Here is a 21,060-nt window from a genome sequence, read left to right on the forward strand (position 1 = left end):
GGTCAGGACTCGCGGCTCCGGCCGGTTCGGGGAGGATGGATTACGGTCCCGCAGAGTGCGGGAAGGCAAAGGGGGGGCCGGCCGTCTCCCAAAGGAAAGGCCGGCCTTGATCCTATCACGCCTCGGTCGTGGGATCGTCGCTCGCCGCTGCAGGCCCCTGCGAGGCGGAGGCCGACGCCCCCGGACCGGCCGCTGCGGAGGTCGCCGACGCGGACTGCGCAGCAGCGGAGGTGGCCGACGCGGAAGTCGCCGAAGCCGACATCGCCGACGCGGAGTGAGCAGACGCCGGAGCGGCGACCGCAGAGAAGGCCGGAGCCGGAACGGCAGAGGCCGACTGCGCCGCAGCCGAGAAGGCGGACGCCGGAGCGGCGACGGCCGAGAAAGCCGGAGCCGGAACAGCGGACGCCGACTGTGCGGCGGCGGAGAAGGCGGACGCCGGAGCAGCCACCGCCGAGAACGCCGGGGCGGGGACAGCGGACGCCGACTGTGCCGCAGCCGAGAAGGCCGAAGCCGGGGCAGCAACCGCCGAGAACGCCGGAGCGGGGACAGCGGACGCCGACTGCGCAGCGGCGGAGAAGGCAGATGCCGGAGCAGCAACCGCCGAGAAAGCCGGAGCGGGGACAGCGGACGCCGACTGCGCCGCAGCCGAGAAGGCGGATGCCGGAGCGGCGGCGGCCGAGAAAGCCGGAGCCGGAACCGCGGACGCCGACTGTGCGGCGGCCGAGAAGGCGGACGCCGGAGCAGCGACGGCCGAGAAAGCCGGAGCCGGAACAGCGGACGCCGACTGTGCGGCGGCGGAGAAGGCGGACGCCGGAGCAGCCACCGCCGAGAAGGCCGAAGCCGGGGCAGCCACCGCCGAGAACGCCGGGGCGGGGACAGCGGACGCCGACTGTGCGGCGGCGGAGAAGGCCGAGGCGGGAGCAGCCACGGCGGAGAAGGCCACCGGGGTCGGAACCGCAGACGCGGACTGCGCTGCCGCGGAGGTCGCGGACGCCGAAGTCGCCGACGCGGACTGTGCAGAGGCCGAGAAAGCGGGTGCCGGAGACGCCGACGCGGAGGTAGCCGAAGCCGAGGTGGCGGAAGCAGACGTGGCCGACGCGGAGGTTGCCGAAGCCGAAGTGGCGGAGGCGGAGGTCGCGGACGCCGAAGTGGCCGAAGCTGAGGTGGCGGAGGCCGAAGTGGCCGAAGCGGAAGCAGCCGTCGCGATCGATTCGACCGCCACGTCGCTGTCCAAGCCGCTCTCTTTGCCGGTCAAGGAATTGAAGGCGTCGGCGGCGGCGCTGCGGACATGGTCGGGAAGGACGCCGCCAAACCCGCTCTGCGCCAGAAGCGCCTGTTTGCCCGGAATATCGAGGGCGTTCAGCTGATTACGGAATTCGCCGTCGGTGGCGAGGCGCTTTATGAGGGCGAGTGCCTGTTCCTTGGCCATTTACGGGCCCCTCCTGCAATCGGTCAGCCAATAGGATTGCTGCGAATGGAATGCAACGGCTAAACCAATAGCATAGGCAATCCGCAAAAATTCTAGTGAAAACACATAAGAATCTGTGCCTGACATCGAAATTTAACGTCCGTTACAGGCTTGGCCCGGCCATAAGACGGCAGAATGGCGAAAAGCAGGCAGAGCAGCGCCCCGATCGTAGTCCACGATCGTCATCAGGAGCGATGCTTCCGCCTGAAACGCACACGTATGAATGACGCTGGGAAAGAGTGGCCGCGACTCGGACGGAAAAGCGGTCTCAGCCGGCCAGTGCGGCTGCCCGCCGCCGCGCCCGCCATTCTTCGCGCGTCTGGTGCCAGACGTCGGCCTCGGGCGGGTTGACCGGTTCAGGCAGCAGGGTGGTTCCGCGCACCTCCGCCCCCAGCCTGCGCGCAACCGCCTGCGACGCCGTGTTGCGGGGATGGATGGTATGGATGACCTCGGTCCAGCCGAGATGGTCGAACACCCAGTCGATGGCCGCGACGGCGCTCTCGACCGCATAGCCGCGTCCCCAGCAGTCCCGCATGATCGCCCAGCCGACCTCCGGCCCCGGCCAGCCATCCGGCACCCACGGCCCGACTCGGCCGACCCAGCGGCCGGTCTCCTTCTCGATGACGGAGAACATGGCGAAGCCCTGGATCGACCAGGCGCCGGCCATCGACAGGAAGCCGCGCCAGGCAACGGGGCGCGACTGCAGGCCGCCGATGAACTCGGTCGCCTCCGGATCGGCCATCATCGCCGCCCAGCCATCGAAATCCTCCGCCCGGGTCGGCCGCAGGATCAGACGAGCGGTTTCCAGCATCGGTTCATCCATGGAGGCCTTCATCCCACCGACCAGACCCTCAGCAAAAAGCGCAGCCATGCCGCGAACACCCTCTCAAAAATCGCCCGCAAAAAGAATATGGGCAAATCATTCACAACCGAAACATGTTGGCGACAACAATTCCGTCAACGGTTAGAAGAAATATCATTCACAAGCATCAAACCTGCGTCCAGAGCGAACTGTCGGCACCACCCTTGCGCAGCGCGGCCTTAACCGAACACCCTAGGCTTTCTGGGCTAAGGCGACGGCGCGTATCGCATCCCATATAATGGTGCGATGCCCGGTCGCTCCCTTGCGCCCGGGCTGACAAAAAGAACAGAGACAAGTACGGAGCACAACGATGTTGCGGTTTCGGATGGCGATCCTGGCCCTGGCGGCGGTGAGCGGCACGACCCTGGCCGTCGCCGGCTTCGGCGGCGGTGCCGCGGCCCAGTCCAAGCTGGATTCCTCGGGCCAGCCCGTGTGGGACGACAGCCACAACCAGCGCCCGACCGCGGCCAGCGACCGCGCGCTGCCGGCCGGCGTGGTCACCCTGCGCACGGCGACCTCCGGCCCCGGCCTGCTCGGCGTCTATGCCCGCAACGGCCTGCCCTTCGACATCGTGCTGAGCCGTGTCGACGCCACCCAGTGCGTCAACATCCTGCCGGAGGATTGCGGCCTGCTGGGCACCGATGTCCGCGTCGCCAGCGGTGCGGAGGTGCTGGTGCGCAGCCTGCGTCAGGCCGACATGACCCGCACCTACGGCATCACGCCGGTCTACAACTGGCGCCCGGCCGTCGCCGCGAAGTAAGCGGCGTGCCCGACGGGTCGCCGCCCCATCGGGGACGGCGGCCCTTCCCTTCTCCTATTCCCTTGACTTCCCGTCGGCCGCGGGCTGAATGCGCGCAAGAGCAGACGGGTTGCCGGCGATGATGTCCTTGTCCAAGATTCTCCTCCTTGCGCTGGTGATCGGCGTCGTGTGGTTCGGCTGGCGCTGGATCAACCGCGTCCAGGCGATCGGCCGCGCCCGCACCACCCCCCGCCGGGCGGACGGCCGCCGCGATGCGGCCGCCGGTCCGTCGCCGCGCGAAGCCCGGACTTCCGCCGCCGCGGAAGCAGAGGACATGGAGAAATGCCCGGAATGCGGCGCCTATGTCGCCCCGCGCTCGGCCGTGTCCTGCGGCCGCCCGGCCTGCCCCTACGGCCGCTGACGGCGCACTGCACTCTCTCCTCTTCCCCGACATGAGGTCGGCGCGCCGCGATCCGCCGCGCTGCGGCTTGATTTGACGGTGGCGCCCGCCTATCGTGCGGCGCGTTTTCAACATTTCTATTGTGGACCGTCCATGGCCTCCCAGATCGGGACTTCCGACGGCGGGAATTCCGCCGACCGCCGCGGCCTGTCGTTCCAGGCCCTGATCCTCAAGCTCCACCAGTTCTGGTCGGAGCAGGGTTGCGTCATCCTGCAGCCCTACGACATGGAGGTCGGCGCCGGCACCTTCCACCCCGCGACCACGCTGCGCGCGCTGGGTCCCGATCCCTGGAAGGCGGCCTATGTCCAGCCGTCGCGCCGGCCGAAGGACGGCCGCTATGGCGAGAACCCCAACCGCCTGCAGCACTATTACCAGTACCAGGTCATCATGAAGCCCTCGCCGGCCAACGCGCAGGAGCTGTACCTGGAAAGCCTGCGCGCCATCGGCATCGACCCGGCGCTGCACGACATCCGCTTCGTCGAGGACGACTGGGAAAGCCCGACGCTGGGCGCCTGGGGCCTGGGCTGGGAAGTGTGGTGCGACGGCATGGAAGTGACGCAGTACACCTATTTCCAGCAGGTCGGCGGCATCGAATGCGACCCCGTCGCGGTCGAGCTGACCTATGGGCTGGAGCGCCTCGCCATGTATGTGCAGGGCGTGGAGAATGTCTACGACCTGGACTTCAACGGCCAGGGGGTGAAGTACGGCGACGTGTTCAAGCGCGCCGAGGTCGAATACTCGAAGCACAATTTCGAGTTCGCCAACACCGACATGCTGCTCCAGCATTTCAAGGACGCCGAGGCCGAGTGCCAGGCGCTGGTGGCGCAGAATCTTGCGCTGCCCGCCTATGACCAGTGCATCAAGGCGTCGCATCTGTTCAACCTGCTGGACGCCCGCGGCGTGATCAGCGTTGTCGAGCGCGCCGCCTATATCGGCCGCGTGCGCGCGCTGGCCAAGGCCTGCTGCGAAGCCTGGACGGGGGCGAAGTAATCCCATGACCGAACTCCTGATCGAATTCTTCTCCGAAGAAATCCCCGCCCGCATGCAGGCGCGGGCCGCCGACGACCTGAAGCGCCTCGTCACCGACAAGCTGGCGGCGAACGGCCTGACCTTCGCCAAGGCCGAAGCGCACTCCACCCCGCGCCGGCTGGCCCTGGTGGTCGACGGGCTGCCGGAGCGCACCGCCGACGTGCGCGAGGAAAAGAAGGGTCCGCGCGTCGGCTCGCCGGAGCAGGCGGTCGCCGGCTTCCTGAAGTCGACCGGCCTCGACAGCCTCGACCAGTGCGAACAGCGCGACACCGGCAAAGGCGTGTTCTATTTCGCGGTGGCCGAGAAGAAGGGCCGCGAGACCGCCGAGGTGCTGGCGGAGATCATCCCCGCCGCCATGGCCGAGCTGCCCTGGCCGAAATCGATGCGCTGGGGCACCGGCACCGTGCGCTGGGTCCGTCCGCTGCACTCGATCATCGCCCTGTTCGGCGGGCGCGTGCTCGACGGCGGCTATGACATCGGCGGCACCCAGGGCCGCATCGCCTTCGGCAACGCCACCCGCGGCCACCGCTTCCTGGCGCCCGACGCCTTCACCGTGGAGAGCTTCGCCGACTACCGGGAGAAGCTGCGCGCCGCCAAGGTCGTGCTGGACCGCGAGGAGCGCAAGGCCAAGATCAAGGCCGACGCCGAGGCGCTGGCCAAGGCCCAGGGCCTGACCCTGTCGCCCGACGACGCCCTGCTGGAGGAGGTCGCCGGCCTCGTCGAATGGCCGGTCGTGCTGATGGGCGGCATCGACGAGAGCTTCATGGACGTGCCGTCGGAGGTTCTCATCACCTCCATGCGCACCCACCAGAAGTATTTCGCCGTGCTGGATGCCGAGGGCAAGATGGCCCCGCGCTTCATCGTCGTGGCGAACACCGAGACGCTGGACGGCGGCAAGGCCGTGGTCGCCGGTAACGAGCGCGTGCTGCGCGCCCGCCTGTCCGACGCCAAGTTCTTCTGGGACCAGGACCGCAAGACCAAGCTGGAAGCCCGCGTCCCGGCGCTGGAGAAGATCACCTTCCATGCTAAGCTGGGCACGGTGGCCGAGAAGGTCACCCGCGTGCAACTGCTGGCCGCCGAAATCGCCCGCGCCATCGGCGCCGACAGCGACGCCGCCAGCCGCGCCGCCCTGCTGTGCAAGGCCGATCTGGTGACCGAGGTGGTCGGAGAGTTCCCCGAGGTCCAGGGGATCATGGGCCGCTACTACGCTCTGGGCCAGGGCGAGAGCGCCGACGTCGCCAACGCGATCGCTGACCATTACAAGCCGCTCGGACCGTCGGACTCTTGCCCGACTGCGCCGGTTTCGGTGGCGGTGGCGCTGGCCGACAAGATCGACACGCTGGTCGGCTTCTTCGCCATCGACGAGAAGCCCACGGGCTCGAAGGACCCCTACGCGCTGCGTCGCGCTGCGCTGGGCGTGATCCGGCTGGTGCTGGAGAACGGGCTTCGGGTGAAGCTGTCGGAGGTTTTCGCGGCCGCCCATGGCGCCTACAAAGTCAGCGGCTTCGCCCCGGCCGGCAGTGTCGGCGGCGATCTGATGTCCTTCTTCGCCGACCGCCTGAAGGTGGTGCTGCGCGAGCAGGGCGTGCGCCACGATCTGGTCGACGCCGTGTTCGCGCTTGGCGGCGAGGACGATCTGGTGCGGCTGCTGGCCCGCGTGAAGGCTCTGCAGGCGTTCGTCGGCTCCGACGAGGGCGCCAACCTGCTGGCGGCCTACAAGCGCGCCTCCAACATCGTCCGCATCGAGGAGAAGAAGGACGGTGCGAGCTTCGACCAGCCGGTCGATGCCGCACGTCTGGCCCAGGACGAGGAAAAGGCGCTGTTCGCCGCGCTGAACGAGGCTTCGGCCACCGCGAAGCCGCTGCTGGACGCGGAGGACTTCACCGGCACCATGGCGGCGCTGGCGAAGCTGCGCGGCCCGGGGGATGCCTTCTTCGACAAGGTCACGGTGAACGCGGAGGACAAGGACCTGCGCGCCAACCGCCTGCGCCTGCTGACGCAGATCCGCACGACCCTGAACACGGTCGCCGACTTCTCGAAGATCGAGGGCTGAGTCCGGAGGGGGCGTTCGCGCCCCCTCCTCCTTCCCGTTCCGCGAAACGCAGGCATCACATGGCCGCTTAGACGGGCGGTCGGCCATTTGACCTCTTCCCCAGGGAAATCGCATTTGGAGTTCTTTGGAGGGAAATGCCCCTCTCCCCTTGTGGGAGAGGGGTTGGGGTGAGGGGTGGCAAATCCAATGTTCCCAAGGGCCTACGGCCTCCGCACCCCTCATCCCAACCCTTCTCCCACAAGGGGAGAAGGGCATCCGACACGCAAAGTCGTTGCTCGAATCCCCATATGCGATCGCCCTGACCTCTTCCCCGTTCCGCGTTGCCCTCCCATTTGCTAGACAGACAGGAGACCAACCGGAGAGCCTGATGACCGTTTCGCCGAACGACCAGCACCGGACGGATCCGTCCGGGGTCCTGAACCTGCTGGACGACCTGATCGCCAAGGCGCGCGCCGCCGGGGCGGATGCCGCCGACGCCGTGCTGTTCGACAGCGCGTCCGTGTCCCTCGCCCAGCGGCTGGGCAAGACCGAAAAGCTGGAGCGGTCCGAATCCGGCGATCTCGGCCTTCGGGTGTTCGTCGGCAAGCGGCAGGCCATCGTCTCTTCCACCGACCGCAGCACCAAGGCGCTGGACGAGCTGGTCGAGCGCGCCATCGCCATGGCCCGCGTGGTGCCGGAGGACGGCTTTGCCGGCATCGCCGATCCCGAACAGCTGGCCCGCAGCTGGCCCGACCTCGACATCTGCGACAGTGAGGAACCGTCCTCGGAAACGCTGATCGAGCGCGCCCGCATCGCCGAAGAGGCGGCGCTGGCGGTTCAAGGCGTCACCAATTCCGAAGGCGCAGATGCCGGCTGGAGCCGCTCGACCATCGCCATCGCCGCGTCCAACGGCTTCGCCGGCACCTACGGCGTGTCGCGCCAGTCGCTGTCGGCGTCCGTCATCGTCGGGACCGGGACAGGGATGGAGCGCGACTACGACTTTGACAGCAAGGTCTATGGCGCCGACCTGCGCGATGCCGCCGAAATCGGCCGCGAGGCCGGCGAGCGCGCGGTCCGCCGCCTGAACCCACGCCGGGTCAAGAGCTGCAAGGTGCCGGTGGTGTTCGACCCGCGAGTGTCGCGCGGCCTGCTCGGGCACCTGACCGGCGCCATCAGCGGCCCCAGCATCGCCCGCGGCACCAGCTTCCTGAAGGACAAGATGGGGCAGCAGATCTTTGCCCCCTCCATCACCATCGTCGACGACCCGCATGTGAAGCGCGGCCTGCGCTCCCGCCCCTTCGATGCCGAGGGTGTCGAGGTGAAACGCCGCACCCTGATCGAGGACGGCGTACTGACCACCTGGCTGCTCGACCTGCGCTCCGCCCGGCAACTCGGCCTGCAGACCACCGGCCACGCCGCGCGCGGCACCTCCGGCCCGCCCGGCCCAGCCCCGGCCAACGTCTATATGGCTGCCGGAAAGCGCAGCCGCGCCGATATCCTGGCGGAGATCAAGGACGGCTTCTACCTCACCGACCTGATGGGCATGGGCGTCAACGGCGTCACCGGCGATTACAGCCGCGGCGCCGGTGGTTTCTGGATCGAAAACGGCCAGATCGCCTATCCGGTCAACGAGATCACCATCGCCGGCAACCTCAAGGACATGTTCCTGAACATGGAAGCCGCCGACGATCTGGAACTGCGCTTCGGCATGGACGCGCCGACCGTGCGCATCGACGGCATGACCATCGCCGGCATGTAAGCGTTGAGGGCGGAGACATCTCCGCCCACCCATTCATCACTTGGCATCGTTCTTGCGCAGACAGCGGGCAACCCAAAGCGGGTTCGCCCGCTTTTTGTGCTGCATTTCCGCCACGCTGCCTAGCCAAACGTCAGCTAGGCCCTTGCGCGTATTTGCCTGATCTGTTAGCAATTTGCCACTTTTTTAGGCTATTTGCTGAAGGCTTGTGCAAATGGATGCGGCAAAGACGGGTGGCGACGTTCTTTTCGTGCTGATGGGCGCGGTGATGGTGCTGGCCATGCACTGTGGCTTCGCCCTGCTGGAGGTTGGAACGGTCCGGCGCAAGAATCAGGTCAACGCGCTGGTGAAGATCCTGTCGGACTTCGCCATGTCGACGATCGCCTACTTCTTCATCGGCTACACCGTCGCCTACGGCATCGACTTCTTCGCCGACGCCCATACGCTGGTCGGGAAGGGCAGCGGCGGCTTCGCGGCCTATGGCTATGACCTCGTGAAGTTCTTCTTCCTGGCGACCTTCGCCGCCGCGGTGCCGGCCATCGTGTCGGGCGGCATCGCCGAGCGTGCCCGCTTCTGGCCGCAGGCCGGCGCCACCCTGGCGCTGATCGCGCTGTTCTATCCGCTGATGGAAGGCACGGTGTGGGGCACCCGCTTCGGCCTGCAAAGCTGGATGGCCGCCACCTTCGGCCAGCCCTTCCATGATTTCGCCGGATCGGTGGTGGTGCATGCCTTCGGCGGCTGGGTGGCGCTGGGCGCCGTGCTGAACCTGGGCAACCGCCGTGGCCGCTACCGTGCCAACGGGTCGCTGGTCGCCATCCCGCCGTCGAACATCCCCTTCCTGGCGCTGGGCGCCTGGGTGCTGTGCGTGGGCTGGTTCGGCTTCAACGTGATGAGCGCGCAGGTTCTGGACGGCGTGACCGGTCTGGTCGCGCTGAACTCGCTGATGGCGATGGTCGGCGGCATCGTCACCTCGCTGGTGATCAGCCGCACCGATCCCGGCTTCGTCCACAACGGCGCGCTGGCCGGTCTGGTGGCGGTCTGCGCCGGCTCCGACGTCATGCACCCGCTGGGGGCGCTGATCACCGGCGGCGTCGCCGGCCTGCTGTTCGTCTGGGCCTTCAACAAGTGCCAGATCGACTGGAAGATCGACGACGTGCTGGGCGTCTGGCCGCTGCACGGGCTGTGCGGCCTGACCGGCGGCCTGCTGGCCGGCGTCTTCGGGCAGGAGGCGCTGGGCGGCCTGGGCGGGGTGTCGATCCTCAGCCAGATCGTCGGCACACTGGGCGGCGCCGGCTTCGGATTCGCCGCCGGTCTGGCGGTCTACGGCCTGCTGCGCGTCACCGTCGGCATCCGCCTCGACCCCGAACAGGAGTACAAGGGCGCCGACCTGTCGTTGCACCACATCACCGCCTACCCGGAAGAGGATGCGCCGGGTATGTAATGCGCCGCACACAACTCCGCCGCCCCTTGGCCGACTCTTGCTTTGCCGGGGCGGCGGCTTTAGTGTCCGGCGCGAACTCCTCCCCCTCACGACGCCGGATTTTGACCGCCCCATGAAGGCCGCCATCGTCGTTTTCCCCGGCTCCAACCGCGAACGCGACGCCGTCGCCGCGCTGGAGGCCGTCAGCGGGTCCAAGCCTCATCTGGTCTGGCACCGCGACACCGAACTGCCCAAGGTCGACCTGATCGTCGTGCCCGGCGGCTTCTCCTATGGCGATTACCTGCGCTCCGGCGCCATGGCGGCGCATTCGCCGATCATGCGCGAGGTGAAGGCGCGGGCCGATCAGGGCGTGCGGGTGCTCGGCATCTGCAACGGCTTTCAGATCATCACCGAGGCCGGTCTGCTGCCCGGCGCGCTGATGCGCAACGGCGGACTGAAGTTCATTTGCCGCGTCCAGCATCTGCGGGTGGAGAACACCGACAGCCCCTTCACGGCGAAATACGCCAAGGGTCAGGTCGTCCGTTACCCGATCGCCCATGGCGACGGCAACTATTGGACCGACGCCGAAACGGTGAAGCGTCTGGACGGCGAGGGCCAAGTGGCCTTCCGCTACATCGCCGACGAGACCCGCGCCGATCCGCGCGGCAATCCCAACGGTTCGGTCACGGACATCGCCGGCATCTTCAACGCCAAGCGCACCGTGCTGGGCCTGATGCCGCACCCCGAGGACGCGGTGGAGGCCCTGCACGGCAACACCGACGGCAAGCCCATGTTCGAAGGTCTGGTGGAGGCCCTGTCGTGAGCGCTGAAGCTACCAAGGCGCAGGAGCGTCCGGTCACCGTCGAGCTCGCCAAGGAGTTCGGCCTGTCCGCCGAGGAATACCGGAACGCCCTGGACATTCTGGGCCGCACCCCGACCTTCACCGAACTGGGCATCATTTCGGTCATGTGGTCGGAGCATTGCTCCTACAAGTCGTCCAAGGTGTGGCTGAAGACGCTGCCGACCACCGGCCCGCAGGTGATCTGCGGCCCCGGCGAGAATGCCGGCGTGGTCGACATCGGCGACGGCGACGCCGTCATCTTCAAGATGGAAAGCCACAACCACCCGTCCTACATCGAGCCCTTCCAGGGCGCGGCGACGGGCGTCGGCGGCATCCTGCGCGACGTGTTCACCATGGGCGCCCGACCCATCGCCAACATGAACGCGCTGCGTTTCGGCTCGCCCGACCATTCCAAGACCCGCCACCTGGTGTCGGGCGTGGTCGCCGGCATCGCCCATTACGGCAACTGCGTCGGCGTGCCGACCGTGGGCGGCGAGACCAACTTCCACCCGGCCTTCAACGGCAACATCCTGGTCAACGCCATGACCGTGGGTGTCGCCAAGACCGATAAGATCTTCTATTCGGCCGCCGCCGGCATCGGCAATCCGGTCGTCTATGTCGGGTCCAAGACCGGCCGCGACGGCATCCACGGCGCCACCATGGCGTCGGCCGAGTTCACCGAGGATTCGGAGGAGAAGCGCCCGACCGTGCAGGTCGGCGATCCCTTCACCGAAAAGCTGCTGATCGAAGCCTGCCTGGAGCTGATGGAGACGGACGCCATCGTCGCCATCCAGGACATGGGCGCCGCCGGCCTGACCTCTTCCTCGGTCGAGATGGCCGGCAAGGGCGGTCTGGGCATCGAGCTGACGCTCGACACCCTGCCGATGCGCGAACAGGCGATGACGCCCTATGAGATCATGCTCTCCGAAAGCCAGGAGCGCATGCTGATCATCCTGAAGCCCGGCCGCGAGGAGGTGGCGAAGGCCATCTTCGACAAGTGGGAGCTGGACTTCGCCGTCATCGGCCACCTGACCGACACCGGCAACCTCGTCATCAAGATGTATGGCGAGACCTGGTGCGACATGCCGATCGCCCCGGTGTCCAACGCCGCGCCCGAGTACAACCGCCCGTGGGAGCCGACGCCGAAAGCTTCGGATGTCGACGACAGCGCGCTGGCCGGTTATTCCGCCGATCTCGGCGACACCCTGACCAAGCTATTCGGCTGCCCCGACCTCGCTTCCAAGCGCTGGATTTGGGAGCAGTATGACAGCCTCGTCGGCGGCGACACCCGCTTCATGTCGGGTCAGGCCGACGCTGCGGTCGTCCGCGTGCCGGGCCAGACCAAGGCGGTCGCCATCACCACCGACTGCACCCCGCGCTACTGCCTGGCCGACCCGGTCGAGGGCGGCAAGCAGGCCGTGGCCGAGGCGTGGCGCAACCTGTCGGCGGTGGGCGCCCTGCCGCTCGCCATCACCGACAACATGAACTTCGGCAACCCCGAGAAGCCGCGGATCATGGGCCAGTTCGTCGGCGCCGTTCAGGGCATCGGCGAGGCCTGCAAGGCGCTGGACTTCCCGGTCGTGTCGGGCAACGTCTCGCTCTACAACGAGACGAACGGCGAGGCCATCCTGCCGACCCCGGCCATCGGCGGCGTCGGCATCATGCCGGACGCGATGATCGCGGTCGGCATCGCCTTCCGAGGTGAGGGCGACGTGATCCTCGCGGTGGGCGACACGAAGGGCCATATCGGCCAGTCGATCTTCCTGCGCGAGATCCTCGGCCGCGAGGAGGGGGCTCCCCCGCCGGTCGATCTGGCGGTGGAGCGCCGCAACGGCGACTTCGTCCGCAGCCTGATCCGTGAGGGTCGGGTGGTGTCCAGCCACGACGTGGCCGACGGTGGCCTGATCGTCACCATCGCCGAGATGGCGCTGGCCGGCGGTGTCGGCGCCTATCTGACCGCCTTCGACGGTGCCAGCCCGCGCGTGCTGTTCGGCGAGGACCAGGGCCGCTACGTCCTGGCCGTCCATGCGGACGTCGCCGCGTCGGTGCAGGAGAAGGCGAAGGCGGCCGGCGTCCCGGTCACCGTTCTGGGCGAAACCCGCGGCACGGCGCTGTCGGGCCGCGGCGGCGACATCGTGTCGCTGAAGCGCCTGCGCGATGCCAACGAAAGCTGGCTGCCGACCTACATGGCGGCCGAGCTGTAAGACAAAAAAAGGGGCTGCTTCGGATGAAGCGGCCCCTTTTTATTCGTGTGCCTTTTTAGGACCGGCGGACGCCTCCCAACCTTCTCAGGTCAGGCGCCTCACTCCGCCGGATTGGTCGCAGCCAGCGCCCGGCGGCGGACCCAGAGGATGCTCTTGATGGTGAGCCACAGGCCGCCGATGGCCAGAGCGGACAGCACCAGGATCTTCGGGCCGTCCTCGCCGATGGCGGCAGCGGCTTCGCCGAACAGGTAGCCCGCACCGGCGAAGCTCCAGGCCCAGATACCGGCGGCGATGAAGTTCCAGAACAGGAAGCGGGACCACGGCATGCGCGAGGTGCCGATGGCGACCGACGCGATGTTCCGCACACCGTAGAGAAAGCGGAAGACCAGGATGAAGGCGACGCCGTATTTCTCAAGCCAGCGCAGCACCCGGCTGGCATGCACCTCGGCCGAGGGAAAGCGCGCGAGCGCCCTGTTGCCCCAGCGGCGGCCCAGCCAGAACCAGACCTGATCGCCCATGAAGCTGCCGATCCAGACGGTGCCAACCAACCAGTATAGATTGATGATCCCGAGCTTTGCACCCATCCCGCCGAAGATTACAAATGTTTCACCTTCAAAAAAGGCCCAGACAAAGGCCAGCGGGTAAAAGGCGTTCCCCCATTCCTGCAACCAAGTAATCCAGTCCAAAGCCCCCTCCGGGAGACGTCGCTTGTGGGTTCGGCGGGCCCGATGACGTCAGACGGCCGCTTTATTGTGCGATGCGGCATGTAAAACGCGGGCTGAGGACGATCATGACATAAAGGCGCGTCGTTTGTCTCGGAAACTTTCTTGACTAAGGAGTGCCCCCAGGAACACCCAACCGATCAGAAGTCGTCACCCGACAGTTCCCCCACCGCCTGCCTTGCGGCACGCAGCAGGGCCTGGTTCGGCTCCTGCGGCATATCGCCGTCATCGCCGTCCGGATCGCTGCGGTCCGGCGCGGCGCGGCGCTTCAGTTCCCGCGCGGCCTCGATCAGCAGATGGGCCAACCGCTGGTTGGGCAACGCCTGCACCAGCGCCCGCAACTCCGGATTGGACAGCGCAGCCGGGTCGAACGCAGGCGGCGGCGGCGGAGGGGCAGGCGGGGCCAGCGGCAGCGTCGCCACGCCGGCCGCGAGCACCGCGGCCCTGGGCAGGGGGGCAGCCTCCCGCACCACGTCGACCGCCACCTGTGCGGCCATGGTTGCCGCGGCGCCGGCCGTCCGGCTGCGGCGCGGCTTGCGCGCCGGTTCCGTCTCCGGCAGGTCGTCGAACAGAAGCCGTTGGACGCTCATCGCTGCAGATGCCCCCTGCACTCCACCATCGGCGCGGCGTCACCGTCGCCGCAGCCATTCCCGTTCACTCGCGGTTTGCGATGTGTTCTCTTTTCATTCTAGGAAGAGCGTCCCGTTTGTCGAGTGGATTCTGTGGGGCTGTCCGATCAGCACTCCGCATCCAGGGCGGCCAGGAAGCGTTCGGGCCGCAGAACCCTTGCCTCCCCGGCCCGGCGCACCGACAGGAGTTGGCGGTCGACGGTGACCAGCCAGGGCACTGACCCGCCGACGGCGGCGGCCAGGAACATGTCGTCCTCCGGATCACGGCACAGGCGGCCGACCGCCGCCGGCTCTACCAGCACGGTTTCCGCCCTGATGCGGTCGAGGAAGGCGCGGCGATCGGCCGCGGTGGCGTAGCGGTCGAAGGTCGGGCGCATCAGCACCTCCTCCAGTTCCGCCAGCGTTTCGCTGCTGCCGGTCAGCCCGCCATCCTCACGCACGCGCTCCACGCAGCGGCGGATCGCGTCCTGGCGCCGGATGGCCGTGTCGCCCAGCAGCGCATAGGCCACCAGGATGTTGGTATCGAGCACGGCACGCACCTTGGCGCGGACCGGGGTGGGGTTCGGCGGACGAAACGGTTCGGGCACTGTGTTGTCCTGGGCGAACATTGATATATCGGAAGGCTGTAAAGGTTGAAGAACTCAGGCCCCTGGCGAGGCCTCTGTTGTGGGGCGGACCGGTTTGCGGTAAGAAACCCGCGAGGTCTGAACGGAATCTTTAGGACGGAAATATCGGCATGACCAGCATCCTCGTCGTCGACGACAGCCGACTGGCGCGCAACATGGTCTCCAGCGTCATCGCTTCGCTGCGGCCCGACTGGACCATCGTCACGGCCGCGAGCGGCGAAGAGGCCCTGGAGATCGTCGGAGAGGTGCCGCCGGCCGCCGCCATCGTCGACTACAACATGCCGGGCATGGACGGTCTGGCGCTCGCCGAACGGCTGAAGGAACGCTTCACCGGCCTCACCATCGGCCTGCTGACCGCCAACGTCCAGGACGCGCTGCGGCGCAAGGCCGAGGCCCTGGGCGTCCGTTTCATCGCCAAGCCGATCACCTCGGACAAGATCCGCGACTTCCTCGCCGCGGCCGGGCAGTGACGCCGATGGCAGAGCCCGCATCGGGGGACCCCCTGCGCCTGGACGACGACGAGGCCGACGCCATCGCCGAGTTGTTCAACATCGGCATGGGCGAACCGGCCGCCGCCCTCAGCTCCATGCTGGGGGAGGAAGTGCTTCTGTCGGTGCCGTCCTTCGCCGTGTCGACCCGCGCCCGCATCACCCGGGAAGTCGGCGGCGACCTGGAGGGCGACCAGCCGGTCTGCGCCGTCCGCGGCGCCTTCACCGGGCCCTTCACCGGCGAAGCGATGCTGATCTTTCCCGAACGCGGCACGCTGGCCCTCGTCGGCCGGCTGGTCCCCGTCGATCCTGCCGCCGAGGCGCCGGGCGAGATGGAGCAGGACGCGCTGACCGAGATCGGCAACATCATCCTGAACGGCTGCCTCGCCAGCCTGTCGAACCTGATCGGTGGCGAATTGTCGGGGGCGGTTCCGGGCTATGGCGCCGGTGTCCCGGCGTCGGTCATCGGATCCGCAACCGACCCCGTGCTGTTCGTGCGCATCGACATGGCGCTGGCGGCGGGCGATGCGCGCGGGCATGCGCTGTTCCTGCTGGACATCGCATCGCTGGATGCCTTCCGCGAGGCGATCCGCCGGGCGTTGGCGGGGCTTTAACAAGAAAGGGGAGGCGGCATTGTGCCCCCTCCCCCGTTCCACCCATCGTCGGGTGGCGTTCGTGTTCCCGGATCAGGCCAGTTCGCGCTGGCCGGCAGCGGCGGTGCCCAGCGCCGGAACCTTCACCGCGAAGGCGCCGTCACCCAGAAGCGACTGCACGACCAGCAGGACCGTCCAGAAGGCCGGAAATTCCCAGCCGCCACCCTGTGCGCTGAACACCCAGCCATTGCCGACATGCTGCAGCGTGGCGCCGATCATGATCGGCAGCAGGGCCAACGCGATCCAGCGGGTATAGACACCGGCAATCAGCAGAAGTCCGCCGCCGATCTCGCCAAGGATCACGAGATAGGCGAAGATGCCGGGATAACCGATGCTCTCGAAATAGCCGACGGTACCGGGAATGGAGAAGGTCATCACCTTCAGCACCAAGCCGTGGGCCAGGAACAGCAGGCCGAGGCCGACGCGCAGCAGGAAGGCGGCATAGGGAGCGGTGCGATTGTCGATCATGGTCAGGGTCTCCTCTGTCAGGCGGTCGGTTGGGACCGCGTTTCGTCTGAAGAGGAGATTAGCCGGATCGATCCGCGCGATAATCTGCGGAGTTGGCGAAGATTTGTTGTGGCCGGAGGGACAATTCCCGGGAACTGTGCCCTCTCCGGCCTCAACTCCCTCTCCCCCCTGGGGAGAGGGGCGGGGTGAGGGGGATGCACAGAGAGGATTCTTGGTAAAGGCCTGCCACGCTCCCCCCTCACCCTAACCCTCTCCCCAGGGGGGAGAGGGGAGCTTCCCTTCTCACCCCCGCTTCCAGGTCGTGCCCTGCGGGCCGTCCTCAAGAACGATGCCCTTGTCGGCCAGTTCCTTGCGGATGCGGTCCGCCTCGGCGAAGTTCTTCGCCGCGCGGGCGGCCTTGCGATCGGCGATCAGCTGCTCGACGTCGGCGTCGCTCAGCCCTTCGGCCCCGCCTGTCGGCGCCCAGCGGAACCACGCCTCCGGGTCCTGCTGCAACAGGCCGAGCTGCCGACCGGCGGCCAGCAGCGCGCCCTTGGCCGCGGCCTTCTCCGCATCGCTCTTCGCCTTGTTCACCGCGGTGGCCAGCTCGTGCAAATGCGCGATGGCGAGCGGGCTGTTCAGGTCGTCCTCCAGCGCCGCCAGAACGTCGAAGGGCACCTCGCCAGCCGCCGGCACCGGCTCGCCGCGCAGGGCCTGATACCAGCGGTCGAGCGCGCCCTTGGCCTGCCGGATGCCCTCGCGGGTGAAGTCCAGCGGCTGGCGGTAATGGGCGCTCAGCAGGGTCAGGCGGATCGCCTCGCCGGGGAACTCGTCCAGCAGGTCGTGCACGGTGAAGAAGTTGCCGAGAGACTTCGACATCTTCTCGCCTTCGACCGTCACGAAGCCGTTGTGGACCCAGGTGCGGGCCAGCCGTTCGGTGCCGTTGGCGCAGCAGCTCTGCGCGATCTCGTTCTCATGGTGCGGGAAGATCAGGTCCAGCCCGCCGCCATGGATGTCGAAGGTTGCGCCCAGATGCTCCTTCGCCATGGCGGAGCATTCGATGTGCCAACCCGGACGGCCGCGGCCCCATGGGCTGTCCCAGCCGGGCTGGTCGGGCGTGCTGGGCTTCCACAGCACGAAGTCCGAGGAGTCGCGCTTGTAGGGCGCCACCTCCACCCGCGCGCCGGCGATCATGTCCTCCAGCGAGCGGCGGGAGAGTTGCCCGTAGCTGGGCATCGACGGCACGGAGAACAGCACATGCCCTTCGGCCGCATAGGCGTTGCCGCGTTCGATCAGCGTGGCGATCAGCGCGATCATCTGGCCGATATGCTGGGTCGCCCGCGGCTCGATGGTTGGGCGGAGCGCGTTCAGCGCGTCCATGTCGGCATGGAACAGGTCGGTGGTGCGTGCGGTCAACGCGTCGATCGGCTCCCCGCTGTCCCGCGCGCGGTCGATGATCTTGTCGTCGACATCGGTGATGTTGCGGACATAGGTCACCGCCGGATAGAGCCGCGACAGCAGCCGGAACAGCAGGTCGAACACCACCACGGGCCGGGCATTGCCGATATGGGCGGTGTCGTAGACGGTCGGACCACAGACATACATGCCGACATGGTCCGGGCGAAGCGGCTCGAAGCGCTCCTTACGGCGGGTCAGCGTGTTGTAGAGGTCCAACGGCACGGTCCGAACTCCTGGAATAAGAAGGTTTCAGGCGGTTTCGCCGGCCAGTCGCCGGAGGCTGCGCGCCCGTCCGATCAGGGGTAGCAGGTTCTTCAATTCCGGTCCATGGTCGCGCCCGGTCAGCGCCCGGCGCAGAGGAAGGAACAGCTCCTTGCCCTTGCGCCCCGTCGCCCCCTTCACCGCGTTGGTCCAGGCGCCCCAGGTGCCGAGGTCCCACGGCTCGTCGGGCAGCAGCGCCGCCGCCTGGGTCAGGAAGCCGGCATCCTCGACCACCGGCGTCACCGGCGCATGGGTCACCGCCCACCAGTCGCCTGCGTCGCTCAGCCGCGCCAGATTGGGCCGCACCGCCTCCCAGAAGGCGGCGTCGGCGCCGGTCAGGCCCAGCGCCTCCAGCCGGTCGGCCACCGCGTCGAACGACGTCAGGTGCAGGATGCGGGCGTTCAGCCGGCCCAGTTCCTCCGGGTCGAATTTCGGGGTGCCGCGGGCGATCTTCGACAGGTCGAACTCCGCCACCAGCTCGTCCAGCGTCTGCCGCGCCTCGATGGGGTCGGAGGTGCCGAGCTTGGCCAGCAGGCTGTTGACCGCCATCGGCTCGATGCCGTCCTCGTCGCGCAGGCTGCCGACCGACAGGCTGCCCAGCCGCTTCGACAGCCCCTGCCCACCGGCATCGGTCAGCAGCGGCAGATGCGCGAAGGACGGCACGGCGGCACCAAAGGCGGCACCCAGCGCCTCGAAGATCTGGATCTGCACCGCGGTGTTGGCGACATGGTCCTCGCCGCGGATGATGTGGGTGATGGCGAAGTCGGCGTCGTCCACCACGCTGGTCAGGGTGTAGAGCGGCCTGCCATCCTCGCGGATCAGCACCGGGTCGCTCAGCACCGTGCCTTCGAACCGCACCGGCCCACGGACGAGGTCGGTCCATTCCACCGGAGTCGGATTCAGCTTGAAGCGCCAATGGGCTTTGCGCCCCTCCCCTTCCAGCCGGGCGCGGTCCTCGTCGGTCAGGCGCAGCGCGGCACGGTCGTAGATCGGCGGGCGGCCCTGCGACACCAGACTGGCGCGCTTGAGGTTCAGTTCCTCCGGCGTCTCGTAGCAGGGATAGAGCCGGCCGGCGGCCTTCAGAGCCGCTGCAACCTCGTCATAGCGCGGATAGCGGTCGCTTTCGCGGGCGAAACGATCCCAGGTGAGGCCGAGCCAGGTCAGGTCGGCGGCGATGCCGTCGGCGAACTCCTGGGTGGAGCGCTCCTCGTCGGTGTCGTCCAGCCGGAACATGAAGCTGCCGCCGGTCTTGCGCGCGAACAGCCAGTTGACGAGCGCCAGGCGCACATTGCCGACATGGATGCGGCCGGTCGGGCTGGGGGCGAAGCGGACGGCGGTGGACATGGCTGGACTCGATCTGCAGACGGGACAGGCGGGCAGTCCTAGCACGGCCGGCGCATCTTCCGAAAGCGGTCCGGAACCGATGCATCCGCGCAACAGATGGGATGATGCGGCCGTTGGCGTGGTAGGCGCGGCCGTCCACCTGCGTTAGCTTGGCGGCAAATCCAAACTCGGAGACATCCTATGGCGGACAAGAGCTTGCGCATCGGCGTCGTGCTGTCGGGTTGCGGCGTGTATGACGGCGCGGAAATCCACGAGGCCGTCTGCACCCTGCTGGCCATCGCCAAGGTGGGCGCCGTGGCGGTGTGCTATGCCCCCGACATCCCGCAGGCCCATGTCGTCAACCACCTGACCGGCCAGGAGACCGGCGAGAGCCGCAACGTGCTGGTCGAATCGGCCCGCATCGCCCGCGGCAAGATCACCCCGCTCAGCGACTTCTCGGCCGGCGACGTCGATGCGCTGATCTTCCCAGGCGGTTTCGGCGCCGCCAAGAACCTCAGCGACTTCGCGTTCAAGGGTGCCGACTGTTCGGTCAACCCTCAGGTGGTCGCCGCCGTCGCCGCCATGCGCGCCGCCGGCAAGCCGATCGGCGCGCTGTGCATCGCGCCGGCCATTCTCGCCAAGATCCTAGGCCAGCAGGGGGTGGAACTGACAATCGGCAACGACCCCGGCACCGCCGCCGCGCTGGAGACGATGGGCGCCATCCACCGCACCACCACCCATGGCGAAATCGTGGTCGATCCGGGGCTGAAGATCGTCACCTCGCCCTGCTACATGCTGGATGCCAATCTGCTCCAGATTGCCGAGGGCGCAGAGAATACGGTCAAGGCTCTGGTCGATCTGGCGAAGTGATCAAGTGAATCGGACGACAAAGGGGGTAGCCGTACCCCCTTTTCCACCCGTAATGTCACAAAGCTGGGCAATAATTCATTAACCGGCTTCCCACACCCTTTGCCTCAGTTTCGTATTTATCGGGCGAGGGCTGGCGATGACCTGCATTGTGGGATTGGTGGAAGGCGATCGGGTGTGGATGGGCGGCGACAGTGCCGGGGTGAACGGCCTGGACATCACGGTGCGCGCCGATACCAAGGTGTTCCGCAACGGCGATTGCCTGATCGGCTTCACCAGTTCCTTCCGCATGGGCCAGCTGCTGCATTACCGGCTGGAGGTTCCGTCGCGCGACGGCGACACCGATCTCTTCCGCTACATGGTGGTGGACTTCGTCGATGCCGTGCGTAATTGCCTGAAGGATGGCGGATACGCCCACCGCTCCAACGACGTGGAGACCGGCGGCACGTTCATGGTGGGGCTGGAAGGCCGTCTGTTCACCGTTCAGTCCGATTATCAGGTCGGCGAGGCGGTGCGCGGCTATCACGCCATCGGCTGCGGCTCCGACTATGCGCTGGGCTCTCTTGCCTCCACCGCCGGGCAGCCGCCGGAGGAGCGTGTGCTGAAGGCCCTGGAATGCGCCGAGCTGTTCAACGGCGGCGTCCGCGCGCCCTTCACCATCCAGTCCAGCCTGCGCCGTCCGCAGCTGGCGCTCACCGAGGCTGCATAGCCTCCGACCAAAGTCGAAAGCAACGGCCAAGGCCAGGCTCTGGTCACCCAAAGCATCGTGGGGTAT

General features: G+C 67.6%; 21 protein-coding genes. 13 read left to right on the forward strand and 8 right to left on the reverse strand.

What is annotated here, in order from left to right; all coding sequences use genetic code 11:
• Nucleotides 1–115: 115 nt before the first annotated feature.
• Entirely contained in the window at nucleotides 116–943 is an 828-nt protein-coding gene (locus ACWPKK_RS09435) for a hypothetical protein (RefSeq protein ID WP_452003120.1), read from the reverse strand.
• Between the two features lie 145 nt (nucleotides 944–1,088).
• Between ACWPKK_RS09435 and ACWPKK_RS09440 the strand changes: the two genes are divergently transcribed.
• Complete coding sequence (locus tag ACWPKK_RS09440; protein WP_452003122.1) at nucleotides 1,089–1,367, forward strand: hypothetical protein; 279 nt, start codon at nucleotides 1,089–1,091, stop codon at nucleotides 1,365–1,367.
• Between the two features lie 369 nt (nucleotides 1,368–1,736).
• On the opposite strand, the gene ACWPKK_RS09445 is transcribed toward ACWPKK_RS09440, so the two are convergent.
• Nucleotides 1,737–2,339: a GNAT family N-acetyltransferase gene (locus tag ACWPKK_RS09445; protein ID WP_452003125.1), complete on the reverse strand. Its 603-nt coding sequence runs from the start codon at nucleotides 2,337–2,339 to the stop codon at nucleotides 1,737–1,739.
• A gap of 301 nt (nucleotides 2,340–2,640) precedes the next feature.
• Between ACWPKK_RS09445 and ACWPKK_RS09450 the strand changes: the two genes are divergently transcribed.
• From ACWPKK_RS09450 to purL, 8 genes are all read left to right on the forward strand, one after another.
• Nucleotides 2,641–3,090, forward strand: a complete 450-nt coding sequence (locus tag ACWPKK_RS09450) for a hypothetical protein (protein ID WP_452003127.1) — start codon at nucleotides 2,641–2,643, stop codon at nucleotides 3,088–3,090.
• 121 nt (nucleotides 3,091–3,211) lie between these two features.
• Nucleotides 3,212–3,490, forward strand: a complete 279-nt coding sequence (locus ACWPKK_RS09455; protein ID WP_452004757.1) for a hypothetical protein — start codon at nucleotides 3,212–3,214, stop codon at nucleotides 3,488–3,490.
• A gap of 132 nt (nucleotides 3,491–3,622) precedes the next feature.
• Complete coding sequence (locus ACWPKK_RS09460; protein WP_111066940.1) at nucleotides 3,623–4,519, forward strand: glycine--tRNA ligase subunit alpha; 897 nt, start codon at nucleotides 3,623–3,625, stop codon at nucleotides 4,517–4,519.
• Nucleotides 4,520–4,523: 4 nt separating this feature from the next.
• Nucleotides 4,524–6,611: a glycine--tRNA ligase subunit beta gene (glyS, locus tag ACWPKK_RS09465; RefSeq protein WP_452003130.1), complete on the forward strand. Its 2,088-nt coding sequence runs from the start codon at nucleotides 4,524–4,526 to the stop codon at nucleotides 6,609–6,611.
• 367 nt (nucleotides 6,612–6,978) lie between these two features.
• Nucleotides 6,979–8,349 (forward strand): TldD/PmbA family protein, encoded by a 1,371-nt coding sequence (locus ACWPKK_RS09470; protein WP_452003132.1) that lies wholly within the window; start codon nucleotides 6,979–6,981, stop codon nucleotides 8,347–8,349.
• A gap of 211 nt (nucleotides 8,350–8,560) precedes the next feature.
• Complete coding sequence (locus tag ACWPKK_RS09475) at nucleotides 8,561–9,787, forward strand: ammonium transporter (RefSeq protein ID WP_452003135.1); 1,227 nt, start codon at nucleotides 8,561–8,563, stop codon at nucleotides 9,785–9,787.
• Nucleotides 9,788–9,899: 112 nt separating this feature from the next.
• Nucleotides 9,900–10,589 carry a phosphoribosylformylglycinamidine synthase subunit PurQ gene (purQ, locus tag ACWPKK_RS09480; protein WP_452003138.1) on the forward strand — a complete coding sequence of 230 codons (690 nt, stop codon included), beginning with the start codon at nucleotides 9,900–9,902 and terminating at the stop codon, nucleotides 10,587–10,589.
• Entirely contained in the window at nucleotides 10,586–12,811 is a 2,226-nt protein-coding gene (gene purL, locus ACWPKK_RS09485) for a phosphoribosylformylglycinamidine synthase subunit PurL (protein ID WP_452003141.1), read from the forward strand. The genes purQ and purL overlap by 4 nt, the downstream gene beginning before the upstream one ends.
• A 98-nt stretch (nucleotides 12,812–12,909) precedes the next feature.
• Here purL and ACWPKK_RS09490 read toward each other — a convergent pair whose 3' ends face one another.
• The 3 genes from ACWPKK_RS09490 to ACWPKK_RS09500 all read right to left on the reverse strand — a co-directional run bounded on the left by ACWPKK_RS09490 (nucleotide 12,910) and on the right by ACWPKK_RS09500 (nucleotide 14,749).
• Nucleotides 12,910–13,497: a DedA family protein gene (locus ACWPKK_RS09490; RefSeq protein WP_452003143.1), complete on the reverse strand. Its 588-nt coding sequence runs from the start codon at nucleotides 13,495–13,497 to the stop codon at nucleotides 12,910–12,912.
• Nucleotides 13,498–13,673: 176 nt separating this feature from the next.
• Complete coding sequence (locus ACWPKK_RS09495) at nucleotides 13,674–14,123, reverse strand: hypothetical protein (RefSeq protein ID WP_452003145.1); 450 nt, start codon at nucleotides 14,121–14,123, stop codon at nucleotides 13,674–13,676.
• A 146-nt stretch (nucleotides 14,124–14,269) separates the two neighbouring features.
• Complete coding sequence (locus ACWPKK_RS09500) at nucleotides 14,270–14,749, reverse strand: putative toxin-antitoxin system toxin component, PIN family (protein ID WP_452003147.1); 480 nt, start codon at nucleotides 14,747–14,749, stop codon at nucleotides 14,270–14,272.
• Between the two features lie 149 nt (nucleotides 14,750–14,898).
• Between ACWPKK_RS09500 and ACWPKK_RS09505 the strand changes: the two genes are divergently transcribed.
• Nucleotides 14,899–15,258 carry a response regulator gene (locus ACWPKK_RS09505; protein WP_014248551.1) on the forward strand — a complete coding sequence of 120 codons (360 nt, stop codon included), beginning with the start codon at nucleotides 14,899–14,901 and terminating at the stop codon, nucleotides 15,256–15,258.
• A gap of 5 nt (nucleotides 15,259–15,263) precedes the next feature.
• Nucleotides 15,264–15,890, forward strand: a complete 627-nt coding sequence (locus ACWPKK_RS09510) for a chemotaxis protein (protein ID WP_324868559.1) — start codon at nucleotides 15,264–15,266, stop codon at nucleotides 15,888–15,890.
• A 72-nt stretch (nucleotides 15,891–15,962) separates the two neighbouring features.
• On the opposite strand, the gene ACWPKK_RS09515 is transcribed toward ACWPKK_RS09510, so the two are convergent.
• From ACWPKK_RS09515 to gltX, 3 genes are all read right to left on the reverse strand, one after another.
• Nucleotides 15,963–16,397, reverse strand: a complete 435-nt coding sequence (locus ACWPKK_RS09515; protein WP_452003150.1) for a DoxX family protein — start codon at nucleotides 16,395–16,397, stop codon at nucleotides 15,963–15,965.
• A gap of 282 nt (nucleotides 16,398–16,679) precedes the next feature.
• Nucleotides 16,680–18,056 (reverse strand): cysteine--tRNA ligase, encoded by a 1,377-nt coding sequence (gene cysS, locus ACWPKK_RS09520; RefSeq protein WP_452003153.1) that lies wholly within the window; start codon nucleotides 18,054–18,056, stop codon nucleotides 16,680–16,682.
• A 27-nt stretch (nucleotides 18,057–18,083) separates the two neighbouring features.
• Complete coding sequence (gene gltX / locus ACWPKK_RS09525) at nucleotides 18,084–19,439, reverse strand: glutamate--tRNA ligase (protein WP_452003155.1); 1,356 nt, start codon at nucleotides 19,437–19,439, stop codon at nucleotides 18,084–18,086.
• Nucleotides 19,440–19,619: 180 nt separating this feature from the next.
• Here gltX and elbB point away from each other — a divergent pair, with 180 nt between their 5' ends.
• Both elbB and ACWPKK_RS09535 read left to right on the forward strand, forming a co-directional pair.
• On the forward strand, nucleotides 19,620–20,288 hold the full coding sequence (gene elbB, locus ACWPKK_RS09530) for an isoprenoid biosynthesis glyoxalase ElbB (protein ID WP_452003158.1): 669 nt from the start codon (nucleotides 19,620–19,622) through the stop codon (nucleotides 20,286–20,288).
• A gap of 136 nt (nucleotides 20,289–20,424) precedes the next feature.
• Nucleotides 20,425–20,994: a hypothetical protein gene (locus tag ACWPKK_RS09535; RefSeq protein ID WP_324868549.1), complete on the forward strand. Its 570-nt coding sequence runs from the start codon at nucleotides 20,425–20,427 to the stop codon at nucleotides 20,992–20,994.
• Nucleotides 20,995–21,060: the final 66 nt, after the last annotated feature.

The sequence above is a fragment of the Azospirillum largimobile genome (assembly GCF_977007025.2).